Annotated in this window: 18 protein-coding genes, 1 tRNA gene and 1 pseudogene; 5 read left to right on the top strand and 15 right to left on the bottom strand. The window is 65.4% G+C overall.

The genetic code is table 11. The features are described from left to right. Positions 1-158 precede the first annotated feature (158 nt). The 5 genes from ABEA18_RS20105 to ABEA18_RS20085 all read right to left on the bottom strand — a co-directional run bounded on the left by ABEA18_RS20105 (position 159) and on the right by ABEA18_RS20085 (position 2935). Complete coding sequence (locus ABEA18_RS20105) at positions 159-938, bottom strand: GAF and ANTAR domain-containing protein (RefSeq protein ID WP_345452120.1); 780 nt, start codon at positions 936-938, stop codon at positions 159-161. After that, positions 935-1057, bottom strand: coding sequence for a hypothetical protein (locus ABEA18_RS20100; protein ID WP_345452118.1), 123 nt, complete (start codon positions 1055-1057; stop codon positions 935-937). The genes ABEA18_RS20105 and ABEA18_RS20100 overlap by 4 nt, the downstream gene beginning before the upstream one ends. 91 nt (positions 1058-1148) lie before the next feature. Then, on the bottom strand, positions 1149-1889 hold the full coding sequence (locus ABEA18_RS20095) for a GAF and ANTAR domain-containing protein (protein WP_345452116.1): 741 nt from the start codon (positions 1887-1889) through the stop codon (positions 1149-1151). Positions 1890-2297: 408 nt separating this feature from the next. Further along, positions 2298-2373, bottom strand: a tRNA-Lys gene (locus tag ABEA18_RS20090). A gap of 145 nt (positions 2374-2518) precedes the next feature. Continuing rightward, positions 2519-2935 carry an SRPBCC family protein gene (locus ABEA18_RS20085; protein ID WP_345452114.1) on the bottom strand — a complete coding sequence of 139 codons (417 nt, stop codon included), beginning with the start codon at positions 2933-2935 and terminating at the stop codon, positions 2519-2521. A gap of 163 nt (positions 2936-3098) precedes the next feature. Here ABEA18_RS20085 and ABEA18_RS20080 point away from each other — a divergent pair, with 163 nt between their 5' ends. Continuing rightward, positions 3099-3275 (top strand): CsbD family protein, encoded by a 177-nt coding sequence (locus tag ABEA18_RS20080; RefSeq protein ID WP_268023425.1) that lies wholly within the window; start codon positions 3099-3101, stop codon positions 3273-3275. Between the two features lie 178 nt (positions 3276-3453). Here the strand turns inward: ABEA18_RS20080 and ABEA18_RS20075 are convergent, their stop codons facing one another. Then, positions 3454-3690 carry a hypothetical protein gene (locus ABEA18_RS20075; protein WP_268023423.1) on the bottom strand — a complete coding sequence of 79 codons (237 nt, stop codon included), beginning with the start codon at positions 3688-3690 and terminating at the stop codon, positions 3454-3456. A 452-nt stretch (positions 3691-4142) separates the two neighbouring features. Here ABEA18_RS20075 and glgX point away from each other — a divergent pair. Continuing rightward, positions 4143-6302 (top strand): annotated as a pseudogene (gene glgX, locus ABEA18_RS20070) (glycogen debranching protein GlgX); the annotation flags it as partial. 153 nt (positions 6303-6455) lie between these two features. Here the strand turns inward: glgX and ABEA18_RS24725 are convergent. From ABEA18_RS24725 to ABEA18_RS20045, 6 genes are all read right to left on the bottom strand, one after another. After that, the gene (locus ABEA18_RS24725; protein WP_425550557.1) at positions 6456-6731 is read right to left on the bottom strand and encodes a DUF3040 domain-containing protein; all 276 of its coding nucleotides are present in this window, start codon (positions 6729-6731) and stop codon (positions 6456-6458) included. Between the two features lie 22 nt (positions 6732-6753). Further along, positions 6754-7200: a hypothetical protein gene (locus ABEA18_RS20065; protein ID WP_345452108.1), complete on the bottom strand. Its 447-nt coding sequence runs from the start codon at positions 7198-7200 to the stop codon at positions 6754-6756. A 21-nt stretch (positions 7201-7221) separates the two neighbouring features. Next, positions 7222-7428 carry a hypothetical protein gene (locus ABEA18_RS20060; RefSeq protein ID WP_345452106.1) on the bottom strand — a complete coding sequence of 69 codons (207 nt, stop codon included), beginning with the start codon at positions 7426-7428 and terminating at the stop codon, positions 7222-7224. A gap of 125 nt (positions 7429-7553) precedes the next feature. Further along, positions 7554-7928, bottom strand: a complete 375-nt coding sequence (locus ABEA18_RS20055; protein WP_284990532.1) for a hypothetical protein — start codon at positions 7926-7928, stop codon at positions 7554-7556. Positions 7929-7969: 41 nt separating this feature from the next. After that, positions 7970-8407, bottom strand: coding sequence for a J domain-containing protein (locus ABEA18_RS20050; protein ID WP_345452104.1), 438 nt, complete (start codon positions 8405-8407; stop codon positions 7970-7972). Between the two features lie 196 nt (positions 8408-8603). Then, positions 8604-9029, bottom strand: coding sequence for an Hsp20/alpha crystallin family protein (locus tag ABEA18_RS20045; RefSeq protein ID WP_284990534.1), 426 nt, complete (start codon positions 9027-9029; stop codon positions 8604-8606). 133 nt (positions 9030-9162) lie between these two features. Between ABEA18_RS20045 and ABEA18_RS20040 the strand changes: the two genes are divergently transcribed. Beyond that, positions 9163-9480, top strand: a complete 318-nt coding sequence (locus tag ABEA18_RS20040; RefSeq protein ID WP_345452101.1) for a MerR family transcriptional regulator — start codon at positions 9163-9165, stop codon at positions 9478-9480. A 108-nt stretch (positions 9481-9588) separates the two neighbouring features. Here ABEA18_RS20040 and ABEA18_RS20035 read toward each other — a convergent pair whose 3' ends face one another. The 3 genes from ABEA18_RS20035 to ABEA18_RS20025 all read right to left on the bottom strand — a co-directional run bounded on the left by ABEA18_RS20035 (position 9589) and on the right by ABEA18_RS20025 (position 11999). Next, the gene (locus ABEA18_RS20035; protein WP_345452099.1) at positions 9589-9729 is read right to left on the bottom strand and encodes a hypothetical protein; all 141 of its coding nucleotides are present in this window, start codon (positions 9727-9729) and stop codon (positions 9589-9591) included. Between the two features lie 685 nt (positions 9730-10414). Further along, positions 10415-11182: a DUF6994 family protein gene (locus ABEA18_RS20030; protein ID WP_345452097.1), complete on the bottom strand. Its 768-nt coding sequence runs from the start codon at positions 11180-11182 to the stop codon at positions 10415-10417. Between the two features lie 292 nt (positions 11183-11474). Beyond that, positions 11475-11999, bottom strand: a complete 525-nt coding sequence (locus ABEA18_RS20025) for a hypothetical protein (protein ID WP_345452095.1) — start codon at positions 11997-11999, stop codon at positions 11475-11477. Positions 12000-12730: 731 nt separating this feature from the next. On the opposite strand from ABEA18_RS20025, the gene ABEA18_RS20020 reads away from it, so the two are divergent. After that, positions 12731-13411 carry a hypothetical protein gene (locus ABEA18_RS20020; RefSeq protein WP_345452093.1) on the top strand — a complete coding sequence of 227 codons (681 nt, stop codon included), beginning with the start codon at positions 12731-12733 and terminating at the stop codon, positions 13409-13411. 134 nt (positions 13412-13545) lie between these two features. After that, complete coding sequence (locus ABEA18_RS20015; protein ID WP_345452091.1) at positions 13546-14229, top strand: hypothetical protein; 684 nt, start codon at positions 13546-13548, stop codon at positions 14227-14229. Positions 14230-14359 lie beyond the last annotated feature (130 nt).

Genomic DNA, 14359 nt, shown 5'->3' with positions numbered 1-14359 from the left:
GAAGTGCCCGCGTCGTGGCAGGAAGACGGCTCCCGGCCCCGGGTCCGCAGAAACCCGCCGGGCGAGGGAGAGGAGCTCCGGTCACCCTGGCGGCCGAGGGCGTCCGGTGGCCGGACCGGACAACCTGCGATTCCACCGCATGTCCCCGGCTGTTCTGGCTATTCGTCGAAGTACGGTGCCAGGTCCGTTTCTCCCGAAACGGAGGCGATGACCTGCGCGGCAATGTCCCGGAGTTTGACGTTCCGGCTGTTCGACGCCCTGGTCAGAACCTTGACGGCAGTATCGCGGCTGCAGCGGTTTTGCGCCATGACAATGCCGACGGCCGTGTCGATGGTCGAACGCGACTGCATGGCCGCGGTGAGATCGTTCCGGGCATGACGCAGGTGCGCGATCCTCAACGCCAGGCGCAGCGACTTCGCCGCGCTGTCGGCGAATGCTTCCGCGGCCGTGATGTCCGGTCCGGAAAACCCCAGGGGTTTGGTGGAATACAGGCTCATCACGGCTTCGGCTTCACCGGCCAGATCCAGCGGGACAGCCAGGATGGATCGGATGCCGTTCCGACGGAGAGCGTCCATGGAGTCACGCCAGCGGTTCTCGCCGCCGGTGTCGGGGACGAGAATCACGTCATCGTCCCGGAGGGCTGTCAGGGAAGGCCCGTCGTGAAGGTCGTTCTGCAGTTCCTCGAGAACGCGGCCTCTCTCATCGCTGCCGGCCGCTGCGGGGCTTCTTTTCCTCCTCCTGAGGGTGACCCCGCACGAAAGGGTGTTCGTGATGGTCGAGAGAACGGCGGCTGCCACGCCGGCCAGGGCGACAAGGAATTCCATGACGTCGCTGCTGTCCAGGACCAGTTCCTGCAGGGTAATGCAAGGGTCCTGTCTGCGGTTCCGGGCCGGAGCGGTGGAGGCGCCGGGTGCTGCGTCCCACTGCGGGTCAATCACGGGTCGGTCATCCTTTCGGTGTCCATTTCCAGTATTGCCAGGGCCAGAAGACTCACCCCGGGGTGGCGGGAGACCGCCGAGCTCATGGAGGTAAGCATCGAGGCTGGTTTCTTCCGCATCGCTCTGACTATCCCGTAGAAGCGGGCCCACAGCCTGGCCAACCCGTGTTGCGGTCGCGGTACCAGGGTGGCGCCACCGGTGCCCGGCGCTTCAGGCGTGTCCATCGGGGACGCCCGGGGAAGTCCAATCCTGGGGTGCTGATCCGTTCAGGATATCGGTGGCGATGTCATGAAGACGCCGGTTGTTGTTCCGCGCAGCAAGCTGAAGGAGTTCCATGGCGCGGTCCCGCCCACAACGGTTCTGGAGCATGATCAAGGACAGCGCCGCGTCCACCACGGCGCGCGATTGCAGGGCCGAGCGCAAATGTTCAGGGCATGGCTCCGGGACGTGAAGCCGCAGCGCCAACCTCAGCGTTTTCGAAATCGCCTCGGCATGCTCCTGCACGCGGGCGACGATGGCCGGATTAAAGGTCCCGGGCGCATAGGCGTAGCAATTCAAAGCTGCGCGTGAGGAGGAGTCCGTCTGGATCGGCACTGCGAGGACAGAGCGAATACCTTCGCCATCCACCTGGTGGGCGTACTGTGCCCAACGGTCGTCGGCCTGCAGGTCGTCAATCAGCACGCGATGTTGGTGACGCAAGGCCGTCAGGCAGGGGCCGTCGTCGAACGCGTATTGCTTCTCGTCCAAGCGCTGCGCCGCAGCGGTACTGCTGGCCACCGTCGAGGGGCCGGCATCATGTTCGACGGTAATGGCGCATAAAAGAGGTTCCCTGCCGTCCAACAACGACGCTGAGATGGTGGCCAAGCCGAGGAGGAATTCGGTGAAGCCCGGGCTTTCAAGCAGGAGGTCCTGCAATTGTTCCGTGGTGGGTACTGCGTTGTTGCCGGCCATGCGGCCTCGATTCCAAGGGGCGCCCGGGATCTTCGACCCAGGCCTGCAGCCGTGCCCGCTCGCGCGTCGCACAGTCCTGATATTCAATCCCCGGATCCGAACGACCATCCCGAAATCTCCTACTTCGACACTACGCCCCCGTGGGAGCTTTGGACACGAGAGCCCGGACGCCTGCGTTCACCAGTCCACTGATCGAAGACGAAACCTCCGATCCTTCTTCCCGGACCTGATTATCTCCGGGGTCCTGAATGTCTTCTTCCGCGCCAGGCCCGGGGACGCCTGCCGCACTTCGCAGGTGAGCCTTCCGGTAAAACCAACCCGGGGGCGCCCCGTCGAGATGTCGTTTCAACGGCGCGCCCGCACCACAACAACGGGCTCCCGGCGCCCGGGCATGCCTTGGCCCGGGACTGGTGCATCCGGTGGGGTTCGAACCCACGACCCGAGGATTAAAAGTCCCCTGCTCTGACCACTGAGCTACGGATGCGGACCGGCCGACTCACTGAAGGGCCTTACCTTCCATGCTGCTCCACCCGTGGTTCCGCAGCCAAGGCCCTGGAGGCAGAGCTGCTTGGTCCCGCCTTCAGAGCCGCCATGCCCCGGGCACAACCGCAGCGCCGGCGTATCCGGTGTCAGCTCAGTTTTTCGGCCCGGGCCCTGACCCCGCAGGCGAACCGGTCCGCGGACCGGGACAGGCCCGGGTTGTGTTTTTGGATCAGCGTCCGGAGGGGGCCGGTGAAGTCATCCCTCACCACCAGGCGGGTCTTGCCGTTCTCAGCCCTCACGGTGATGGTCCGGACCGCTTTGAACAATCTCCCTGGCAACCGGAACGTCCAGGACATGGCGCCGTCCCCATACCGGTGGACAGCCACCGTGACCGGCCTGGCCAGGCCGGCGGGCCGGACCCGGATGCTCTGCCCGTGGCCGATGTCCCCGATGAGCCCGGCAATCCCCGAATCCCACTCCGGATAGCCGGCCGAATCAGTGATGACGGCCCACACCGTTTCCGGCGCTGCACAGATCAGCGCACGGCCCCCATACGAATCCATGGACGACAGCATAAACCCCGGCCGTCCCGCGTATCCCGGCAGGCTCCCGTCCCGCGAGCAGCCAGATGCCCGGGCAGAACCGTGGATGAAGGGGACGGGCCGGGTCTACGATAAAAATGTCCGGCCCGCACGGGCCGGCCCGTCCCCCTTGAGAGGAGCCGTCATGGGTCTGGGTGACAAAATCAAGCACGCCGCCGAAAAGGTCGGCGGCAAAGCCAAAGAAGCAACCGGCGACGCCACGGATAACGACAGGCTGAAAGCCGAAGGCAAAGCCGCACAAGCCAAAGCGGAGCTGAAGCAGGCCGCAGACAAAGTGAAGGACGCCTTCAAAAAGCACTGACAGGAAACGCCGGGAGCACCAAGTGTTCCACCATGGGTCCGGGCCTCCTCGCCCGCGTCCCGTCTGGGCTGGCCGGCGACACCGCCGGGAACGAGCAGGCCGAGGGTCCGGACTGCGGGTGTGGCCGGGGCCGTATCCGCCGGTCTTTTGGCTGTGAACAGCGTCGGTGATGGACAGTTCAGCGGCGCCAGATGACCGTGATGGCCTCACCATCGGGCACGGCCTGGATATGCAAGGAGACGTCCAGGCCCCCGGGATCACGGCACGGGTTCGTGCCGGTGGAGGCGATGATCTCCTGGATCAGCCGGTCCAGGGCCAGTGCCATGGCCCGCCCCCAGTCCCCGGGACGGGTGCTGGAGGCCTCCACGGTCACCGAACGGACGGCCTCTGTGGTGGGCCGGGGGTCTGTCTGCATAGCGGTCTCCATCTGCGTTTCTGCACCAGGAAATGCGGTGCCCGTGATGCGCAGACAGACCTCCAACCAGGTGCAGGTGGTCCGTTGCCGTCCCCGGCGGCGGGCCCCGCGTCACCTCGTTGGCCTCCGCAGCAGGGTATGCCCAGTCTAGAAGCGCCGCAGCCTGGCCGTCCACGGCACGGACCGGCAGGCACCGGCACAGGCGGGCGCTCCGGGACCTCCGGCATGACGCGCATGTTGCCCGGAAGCGATCCCGCCGCCGCCCCGGTGCCTGGGCCCGGCATTCCCATCCGCCTCACGGCCAGGACGAGGTGGCTGCCGCGGAACGCGGGTTTCCCTCGGTGCCCGGGGCTGAATGCGTCAAATCTTCGGGTTTGATGGGTCGGGGCGCGGTGTTCCCGGGCGTGTCCGGTGGTGGGCGGACGGTGTTTTCTTTCGGTATCGGAGGGCTCATGGAAGTCTGGGCGGGCAGTGCCTATCCCTTGGGGGCGACGTATGACGGCAGCGGTACCAACTTCGCCGTCTTCAGCGAAGCGGCCAGTGCGGTGTATCTGTGCCTGTTCGATGAGCGAGGGTCCGAGCAGCGGATTGCCCTGGAGGCTGTGGACGCGTTCGTCTGGCACTGCTACCTGCCCCATATGCTCCCGGGACAGTCGTACGGTTACCGGGTGGAGGGGCCCTATGACCCGGCCAACGGGATGCGATGTAACCCGGCCAAGCTGCTGCTGGACCCGTACGCGAAAGCGGCCAGCGGGGACATCGCCTGGGGGCAAGCCATGTTCTCCTACGATCCGGGCAACCCGCTCTCGTTGAATACAAGCGATTCGGCCGGCTCGACGATGCGGTCGGTGGTGATCAGCCCGTTCTTCGACTGGCAGGGCGACCGCCCCCTGCGGGTCCCGTACAGCGACTCATTCATCTACGAAACCCATGTCAAGGGCATGACCATGCTCCACCCCGAGGTGCCCGCGGAGGAACGCGGCACCTTCGCGGGCCTGGCGCACCCGGCCGTGATCGAGCACCTGCAAAGACTCGGCGTTACCGCGATCGAACTGATGCCGGTGCACCAGTTCGTGCACGACAGCCTGCTCAGGGAGAAGGGTCTGTCCAATTACTGGGGCTACAACACCGTCGGGTTCTTCGCCCCGCACCACGGCTACAGCTCCACGCATGTGCCCGGGCAGCAGGTCCAGGAGTTCAAGGCCATGGTCCGTTCCCTGCACGCCGCCGGGATGGAGATCATCCTCGACGTCGTCTACAACCACACGGCCGAAGGGAACCACCTCGGCCCGACCCTGTCGTTCAAGGGCATCGACAACCAGGCCTACTACCGCCTGGTCGCGGGCGACAAGCAGTATTACATGGACTACACGGGCACGGGGAACACGGTCAACGTGCGCCACCCGCACGTCCTGCAGCTCCTGATGGACTCCCTGCGTTACTGGGTGACGGAGATGCATGTGGACGGGTTCCGCTTCGATCTGGCGGCCACCCTGGCCCGCGAGTTCTACGAGGTGGACCGGTTGTCAAGCTTCTTCGACCTGGTCCAGCAGGACCCGGTCGTGTCCCAGGTGAAGCTGATCGCCGAGCCCTGGGACGTGGGCCCCGGCGGCTACCAGGTGGGAAACTTCCCGCCGCTGTGGACCGAATGGAACGGCAAGTATCGGGATGCAGTGCGTGACTTCTGGCGCGGCGAACCCTCGACCCTTGGCGAATTCGCCGCCCGGCTTGCCGGCTCCGCGGACCTGTACGGGTCATCGGGCCGGCGTCCGGTGGCCTCCGTCAACTTCGTCACCGCTCACGACGGCTTCACCCTGCATGACCTCGTCTCGTACAACGAGAAGCACAACGAGGCCAACGGGGCCGGCAACAACGACGGCGAGACCCACAACCGGTCCTGGAACTGCGGCGCCGAGGGACGCACCGACGATGAAAGCGTGCTCGCACTGCGTGCCCGCCAGCAACGGAACTTCATTGCCACCCTGATGCTCTCCCAAGGCGTCCCGATGCTGCTCCACGGTGATGAGCTGGGCCGGACCCAGGAAGGGAACAACAACGCATACTGCCAGGACTCGGAGCTGAGCTGGATCCACTGGGAAAGCATGGACAAGCCGCTGACCGAGTTCGCCGCCGCAGCTGCCCGGCTGCGGCGGGACCATGCGACCTTCCGGCGGAACAGGTTTTTTGAAGGGCGTCCGGTCAAGCGCAGGGAAGGCCAGCCGCTTCCGGACATCGTCTGGCTGAACACGGACGCGTCCGTGATGGTGCCCGAGGACTGGAACAACCCGCTTGCCCGGGCGCTCGGGGTCTTCTACAACGGCGCCGGGATCGGCAGGGACGACCGGGGCCGCTCCGTGACGGATGTGAACTTCCTCCTCTGCTTCAACTCCGGGGACGAGGCGGTGTCCTTCACCCTTCCCCCGGCCGAATACGCTTCGCGGTGGGAACAGGTCCTGGACACCGCCGGAGAACGCGCAGGCACGGCCTTCCTGGACGCGGGCGGCGTGCTCGATGTAGCGGGCAAATCGGTCCTGGTCCTGCGGGCCTACACGCCGCCGGCCAAGGAGCCGGACCGCTCGGTAGCCGCGTCCCTTGCCCTGCTCGCCGCAACCAAGGGCCCGGCGAGCTCCGCACGTGCCCCTGGAAGTCCGGCCACCGCCTCCGGAACCTGGGCTCCCGGCCGGGCGGCAGCGGAGAATCTGCCCCCGCGGCCTGGCGGCGCAGGCCACGGCGCGGTGCTCCGGGCGGACAGGAGCGGTGCGGCGCTATCCGCTCCGGCGGCCGGCGCGGCGGGTGAGGAGCACGCAGGCACCTGCCAGCAGCAGGATGAATCCCGGGAAGCCGATGCCCGGAAGCCGGGCGGCCATGGCCATGATGATCAGTTCAATGCCCGCGACGGTCAGGGCCAGGCCGGCGGAACGGCGAAGCCACCGGAGGGTTGGCCTGCCGGTGCTCAGTTCCCGCGCGAGAACCGGATCCTGGGCTGCCAGATCCGATTCGAGTTCCCGGAGCCGCCTGCGTTCAGAGTCGGACAACGGCATCGAGATCCCTCCACCTGACCCCTCAGTCCGCCCGGGGGCGGGGAAGTTCCATCTGGAAACCGCAGCGGCAATGCAGCACCCGGGTCCGGAGGTAAACCTCCAGGAGCCTGCGCCCGGTGTTTTTCGCCGCCTCCGAAGCGACGCTTCGGCCGGCCGGGCGGCCCAGGGTCATGGGCTCGCCGCAGTGCGTGTAGATGCCGGGCTGCTCATCGCCCGGGACGGGCAGGATCCCGGCCAGGACCTTCGGGTCCAGGGCGCCCGCGGGGACCTGGTGGGCGTAGTAGCCCTCGCATTCGGTGCAGGTGAAGCTGACGTCCAGTTCACCGGCCGGACCGCCGGCCGGGAACGCAGCGGTTTCGAAGATCAGGAACTCGTCGCTGTCGCACGTCCCGCACCACGGACGGTTCCCGCCCGCATGGTCACTGTGTGTTGTTTTCAGGGCCGTTGACGTCATTGTCATCTTCTGCATTTCCAAATGTCTCGTTGCGGGTCAGTGGTGCGGTGTCTTCTTTGCAGGGCGCAGGCCAGCCATGCGCAGGGCGGTCCGGAAGGCCTGATGGGGGACGGGGACTTTCCGGTTCAGGCCGCACCAGCTGACGTAGAGGAGGTAGGACGCATCGGCGTCGAGGCGTGCGTTGCCGGCGGCTGCGCGGATGCTGCAGTCCTGGAGGAACTGGCTGATCTGTTGAGGGGTCATTGGATAGTCCGGGAATGTCCGTCAGGGCCCGGGCCGCGGCGGAAGGGCCGGTCCCCGCGGCGGATCCGATGGACGGTTCACCGCCGGGCTTGCCGGTTGCCTGATCCGGGTGGTCGGGGCGGCTTTCAGGGTTGGGTTCCGTAGATGAATTCCTTGGCGTGCGCGACGGCTTTCCGGAAGGCGTCGTTGCGCAGGGTTACTTGCTCAGGGTTTTTGGGGTCGGTTTCGAGATAGTTCGTGTGCCCGGGGCGCAGGACCCAGATGTCGCCGGCCGGGGGCAGGTAGAACACCCCGAAGGAGCGGTGCCGGGGGTCCCCGGTCCAGATGGGGACGACCGCGACCGCGGCGCCGGTGTCCGGGTTGATCCATTGGGCCCGGGGCATGGGTTGTTCGTGGGTCTCGGGGTCCAGGAACGGCGCTGTTCCTTTGCCCCACCGCTTTTCGAAGCGTTCGTAAAAGGCGGGCATCAACTGGCTGTCGTACGGACGCCAGGCACTCATCAGGTCTCCTTCGTCATGGTGCTTTCGGGTCGGACGGTTGGTCAGCGCGGGATCCGCCGGATCAACGTGCAACCGGGCGGATACGGACCCTGCCACGCCGGGACCGCGCGGGACCGTCCGGCGGCCGGCTCCCAGATGACCGGTCCGATCAGCAGTGAGGCGGCGGGAAGCAGCGGAGCTGGCGGCCGGACCAGGGGTTCCCGGGGGTGCGGTTCGGTCGGAGCGGGCCGCGGGTGGTCCCTGTCGTAGGCTGCCCGCTTTTCCGCGTTGCCCAGGATGGCATAGGCGTTCATCACGTCCTGCAGCTCCTTCTGTGATTCGGGCGTCGTCGGGCCGGTGGCGGTGCCGTGTCCGCGGGCCGGCCGGGTGTCCGGGTGCCGGCTGCGCATCTGCGCGCGGTAAGCACGACCCACCTCCCGCGCCGTGGCGGTCGGGTCAATGTGCAGGATCTCGTAGGGGTCCGGGCCGTTGGTCTTCATCGTTGGTGGTGCCGTGTGTTCATCTGGGGACAGGGATGGTCCCCGGTCCGTTCAGCCGGGGACCATCGTTGCGGGAGTCATCCTCGGGGGCCTGTATCTGTGCGCTACCCGCGCCGTGGCGTGGTCTGCGAAACCCCATCACCCAATTACGTGTTGGCCGCCGAGGCGCTCCCGGTCCAGGAAGCCGTACCGGTGCTCAGGCGCTGATCTCCTGGCGCTGGTTCGCCGTGGTATCGATTTCGATCCGGCGCGGCTTTGCCTTCTCCGCCACCGGGATGCGCAGGGTCAGGACCCCGCCGTCGTAGCTTGCCTTCACTCCGTCGGTATCCAGCGCGTCGCCGAGAATGAGCTGGCGGCTGAACACGCCGCGGGGACGTTCGGAGGCAATCAGTTCCGTGCCCTCGCCGACGGGGTCCGGGCGCTCGGCCTTGACGGTCAGCACGTTTTGTTCAACGTCGATGTCCACCGAGTCAACGGTGACTCCGGGCAGGTCGAAGGCGACCACGAAATCGTCGCCTTCCCGCCAGGCGTCCATCGGCATCGCCGCAGGCCGTGCCGTCGTTCCGAGGACCTGTTCGGCCAGCCGGTCGAATTCACGGAAGGGGTCCGTTCGCATCAGCATGGTGTGTCACTCCTTGCAGATCGCAGCTTTTTTGTTGTCAACCCAGCCGATCTGTTGCGGCTGGTATATATTTCTTATAGCACTGCGACTGGGTCGTGGCAAGCCTGATTTTGGGAAGATTTGGAGGTGGCCGATGGCAGGCGGTAACAACGCGGGCAGGGGGGTGTACGCGATTTCCGTCGCGGCGGAGCTGGTGGGCATGGGGCAGCAGAACCTGCGCCTGTACGAACGCAGGGGCCTGATCGAACCCGGCCGGACCCTGGGCGGGACCCGCCAGTACAGCGAGGAGGATCTGGCGACCTTGCGGCGGATCGGTGAGCTGCTGGACCTGGGCTTGAACCTGGCAGGCATCGGGATGGTCCTGCGCCTCGAAGCCGAAAACCGGCGCCTCCAGCGGGAACTCCGTTCCGCCACCGCTGAGCGCGCGAACGCCAGGTCCCGGCCAGGATGAGACGAACCCGCAGTCCGCGCACCAGCGCTGGCGCAACGCGGCACTGTAGATCCGGACGCAGGAAGGCCCGGTAGATAGTTCCGGGTCTTTGCCGTGCGGAGATCTCGATCAGGCAAAGCCAAGGAAGACCAGTGGTGCCCGCTCCTCCTCGACCAGCTCCGTTGCCGTCAGGTGCCCCACCCGCTTGTGAGCGTTGACCAGGGGCGTCCACTCTCGACTCCATCCAGACCGGCCTTCCGTTGCATCCATTGATGAATCCAACGTTGAAGGTGGGTCACGAATAACCGTCACAAGGTGCTCGGCGAGTCACGAAGTGGGGCCGGAAATATCCGTCATACCGGGGCAATCCAAACCTGTCACAGTCAACCCATGGCGAACGGAGAGACGGTCGGTGCAGCCATCACACCCGGCCTGTCCTGTTTTTCCTTGCCGGGCATAGCCTGAGCACGTCCCCTGCACCACGGCCCGATGAAAGAACCAGGCCGCCAGTGTGCAACGGCGTCGTCGCGGTGCGGTATCGGTGGGTGAAGGGTAAGACTACTGCCCGTGCCCGGCACCACCGGCGGGCATGCGAGAACATCTTCAGCCTGATGAGGGAGGCCGCAATGTCCGCACACATGGGAGTTCATGACCATTGCCACAGAAACGGTGCCAACTAATTTGACAATTCTGTCCGCCAGCCGGCGATCAAAAACCCAGGATTTCAAGGGGCACCTAGCGCGACTGTTGGCCAAGTTGCTTGGCATCTCACACCATTTGGAAGAACCGGTCGAGGTTTTTCGCCTGGTAGGGCGCGCTGTCAGCGGCCGCGATCATCGCAGTGAGGTCGGCGGTGTTGGTGCTGGTCGCGATTCCGTAGCTCACGGTGATCCGCGAGGTCTGGACCACCCGCCCCGCACGTCGTCCGTGGTCTGTCGGCGGAACCGGCAGGACGCTACTGGCGAACCTCGATCTCGGGGTGGTGCTTCATGACCCACTTGGCCATCCGATGCTGCCGTCCCGCGATGAACTCCAGCGTGGCCTCCCGGTACGTCACGTACTCCTCGGTTGTGGCCGGGGTCCCGGAACGCTCGAAGTTGTCGAACGGCAGGTAGAACCGGACCGCGTCATAGTCGGGCGTCACGAGGTCTTGCAAGTGGAAGAAGTCCACGAACTCCGCGAACCCGCCGAAGAGCGCGAAGAAGTCCGCATAGGCGGTGAGGACACCGGCGAGCGGACTCCCTTGCTCTCCGGCGTAGTGACGCCGGATGCACTCCAGGGTGAGGTCCATGCGGTCACCGATCAGCCGACCTGAGGAACCGAAGCCTCGCGCTTGGTTCATGGTCGGGCGGTCCTTCGACCTGACGGGCCAAATCATCGAACTGCCGATGGTGTACGCCGGGTCAAGGTAGAGGGACCGCTGGTCCTCGTTCAGCCCCGCGATAGCGTTGGCCAGAGTCTTCGGCCTCAACCACGTGGTGTAGGAACCGGTGATGGCGTCACCCCCGTACCAATGCCTCGCCCCGGAGGCGTCAGTAAAGATGAGGTAGCCGTCGCGCCGAACCGAGGGCGCGGTCGGGGCGAAACAGAGTCCGGAGCACAGCTCCTTGGTCCACAGCAGCTCATGGTCCAACCGGAGCCTCGGACTGTCCCTGTCGGCGTCGGGCCTGGTCTTCGAAGGGGTGTCAGTTTTGTAGTCGAATCTGGTGTCGAAGACGCGCATGTTCGAAGTGTATGCGCACGTCGGGTGTCTTAGAGGGATCCACCATAGTTTTCAGTTATGTGGCCAAGAGTTTCTGGCCGCCAGCTTGACGGGCTGCCAGAGCCGCCACCGGGGTCCAGTGCCCGGCCCTGGCATTGGGGCGTTTGCGGTTGTACCAGGCCTCGATGCAGTCCATGCCTCCGGTTCCAGACAAAAGCATGTTTATGAGGGCCTGTGCCTACGTCGTGAAATCCGGTGCGCCCTCCCCAACGGCGGATCCTCTTACAAGTTCTCGGACACGTCTCCGTGAGGATCAGCAGACTGTTTCGGTCCCGGAATGCCAGTCGATGGCGTCCGTCACGCCCTCTGCCAGGCGCCGGAGTGTGCCGGCAAGGCTGGCATCGCTGCAGGGGTAGGTAGCTGCGGCCTCTGCGACGGCGGAACGGATCTCTGGCCACGTGATCCAGCAGACCGTTTCGGGAATGGACTGGACGAGACGCTCGACGTCGGCATCTGGCCTGGCTGCGGCGGAGCACAGTTCCTCCAACCCGATGGTGACCCCCTCGAAGAGGTCGATCCGTCCGGATGACTGAATACGGACCGGGGGAGGGGAGCTCATGATGACCAGGAGCAGCTTGTGCTCTCGCGGGCCGGTCATCAAGGCAAGGTATTCGCGTGCAAGTTGTGTCTTCTGGAACTGGGCCGCCTTTCGCGTGCCCTTGGCCTCAATGAGCACCGCGGCGTCGTTCATCCAGATCGCGGCGTCCGGCTGTACCCCGACGCCGGTGCCGGGGATGGTGATCTCGTCCGGGAACGTCTGCACCGTGGCTTGTTCCAAGCTTGAAGCCAGCAGCGCCCGGGGCTCCATGGGCGGCCGCAAGGACGCCGCCCAGGAAGGCCGCCCTGGGGAGCAACGACAGTAGCAGCATGACTTCGGCTGTGAGGACGTTCTCGTCTCCGCGCCCGCCGTTCCTGAGGCGGCGGATGTTTGAGCCCGCCCATGACAGTTCGTCGACTAAACGGCCGATCACTGAGGCCGGCGATGCGGATTCCATGGCATGACCCTATATGCGGTGACCGACACACTCCTGGTGCCGGGCCGTGGCTGTCGGGATTATCGCACTGCTCCCCATTGTGCGGCGGGGTGCCGACCGCAGCATGCACCGGGCAGCACCGAGCTCGCCGGTTCTGATTCAGTCCTGGGCGGGACGCCCTGACCTGCCTCGTACGTTTGAAGTGGCGGGTGTGGTGTCCAGATGCGTAGTTAGCTTGCGAGACAGGTAGTCGCCACTCTTGGGCCCACAGCTCCAGCCCGGTTAGGCTCGCACCGCTGTGCCGGGAGACCGGCTGGGAACTCGGCGGCATCTTCTCACGCCGCAGTCTGGGCGTTGTCCCGAAAGTTCATGGTGGCCCAACCCGTCCATCCGTTCGGACGGTGTGCCAACCGTGAATGAACATCACAGAATATCGGAGCCCGGCCACGATGGTACGGCCTGGATCCTCCCTTCCAGGGAGCCGAGCGCACGTGCCGGAGGCGTCTCCGCGCTCCGGCAAAATAAAGGATCGGATATGAAAAAGGCAATTTTCGCGTTCATCAGTGCTTCCATGCTGTTGTTGGCAGCACCGCTGGCGGCCTCGGCCTCTCCCGTTGCAGCACCGTCGGGAGCCGCGGCGCCGTCGGTGGCCAATTCGTACAGCCCTCTGGCGGCGAAGTGGTGGGTCTGGGTGCTGAGCCAGCCCGCGTCGTCGAACCCGCTGCTGGACACCAACGGTTCCCAGTGCGCAAATCAACAGTCCGGCCCCACTTGGTTCCTCGCCGGGCTTTTCAACACCGGTGGAAGCGTTACCCGCAGCTGCACCGTCCCAGCCCATACCAACCTGTTCTTCCCGCTCGCCAACTCCTTCGACATCGAGCTTCAGTCCGCCCACAAGACCCCGGCGTTCGTCCGCGGCGTTGTCGCCCAGGCCGGCGTCCAAAACGGAGCGAGCAACCTGACGGTCACCTTCGACGGAACAGCCGTCGGCCCAGGTGTCGTGAAATACGAAGAATCGCCCATCTTCAAGGTCACTCTGCCCAGTGACAACATCTTCGGTGACCCGACCCTCGCCGGCGTCTACGAACCCGGAGCCGATGCCGGCTACTATGCCATGATCCATGACGTGCTTCCCGGCACCCACACCCTGAATTTCACCGGGACACTTAACGGTCAAACCATCAACTCGACTTATGCCCTGACGGTCTCGCCATAGGGGCGCGCCACACCGGCAGCTGATGCCGGGGCCATCGCCGCGACGCCTACCGCCTATACGGACTTGCAGGCCAGCGACGGGCCGAATGGCAAGGCGGTATTGCCAACCACTCGTGGCCGTCGCACAATCGGCACGTGAGATTCGATGGAGTGCTCCCGGAGGACGCACCAGATCCGCGTCTCCAGCAGGCCAGGCGTCTGGAACTGATGCCGATCCCCATCATGGGACTGGCGCCCCAGGCCTCGCTGGAGGATCCGGATTTGGTTGGCATCCAGTACGGGCAGGATTCCCTCGGATACAACGAGATGTCAGCGAGCATCACCTACACGCTGTGGCGCAACCCCGCTGACCGAGCCGACCCGATAAATCTGGCCGAGCTCGACGAGCAGACGCGAAGGTCGATCGAGGACGTTCCGCCTTGGCCGCGGCCGGCCTGGCTGGTTGAAGGGGTTCAACGGATGCGATACCCCCAGTTGTGGGACGCCGTGCGGACCACGTGGCACCGCGACACTTCCGAACGCTCGTCCCCGTCCCGGGTGTTGGCTGAACACATGAACCACGTCCTTATCAATCGTTACCGTCGCGAATGGCTGGGAGGCATTGCTTGGGACCGATACGCCGGGGACAGCAGAGGTCGTCCAGCCAACCGTGCGGTGGCCGTTTGGATTGACGGCGTCGAGGTGCAGGGTGTGGAGATTGACACTGACCCCCTCGTGTATGGGGTTGCGGCGTCCCTCGGAGGGGGCGGGGTTTTGACGGCGGTCCTCCCACGCGATGAGCTCGGCTTCATACGCATTGAATTCGCGAAACGCCCGTGAGCTGTGATGACATCCATAGTGAGGGGGCCAGGGTGGAGCATTCAGGCACTGCGGCCGTTGTAGCCGTGCTGCTCGAAGTGCCGCGGGTGTCCAAACTCTCGGGGTTCGCGGCAAATAGCCACCAGTTTTG

It is taken from the genome of Arthrobacter gyeryongensis (assembly GCF_039543785.1).
Taxonomy (GTDB): Bacteria; Actinomycetota; Actinomycetes; order Actinomycetales; family Micrococcaceae; genus Arthrobacter; species Arthrobacter gyeryongensis.
The sequence above is the reverse complement of the archived record's forward strand: the minus strand, read 5'-3'. Positions and strand labels throughout refer to the sequence as shown.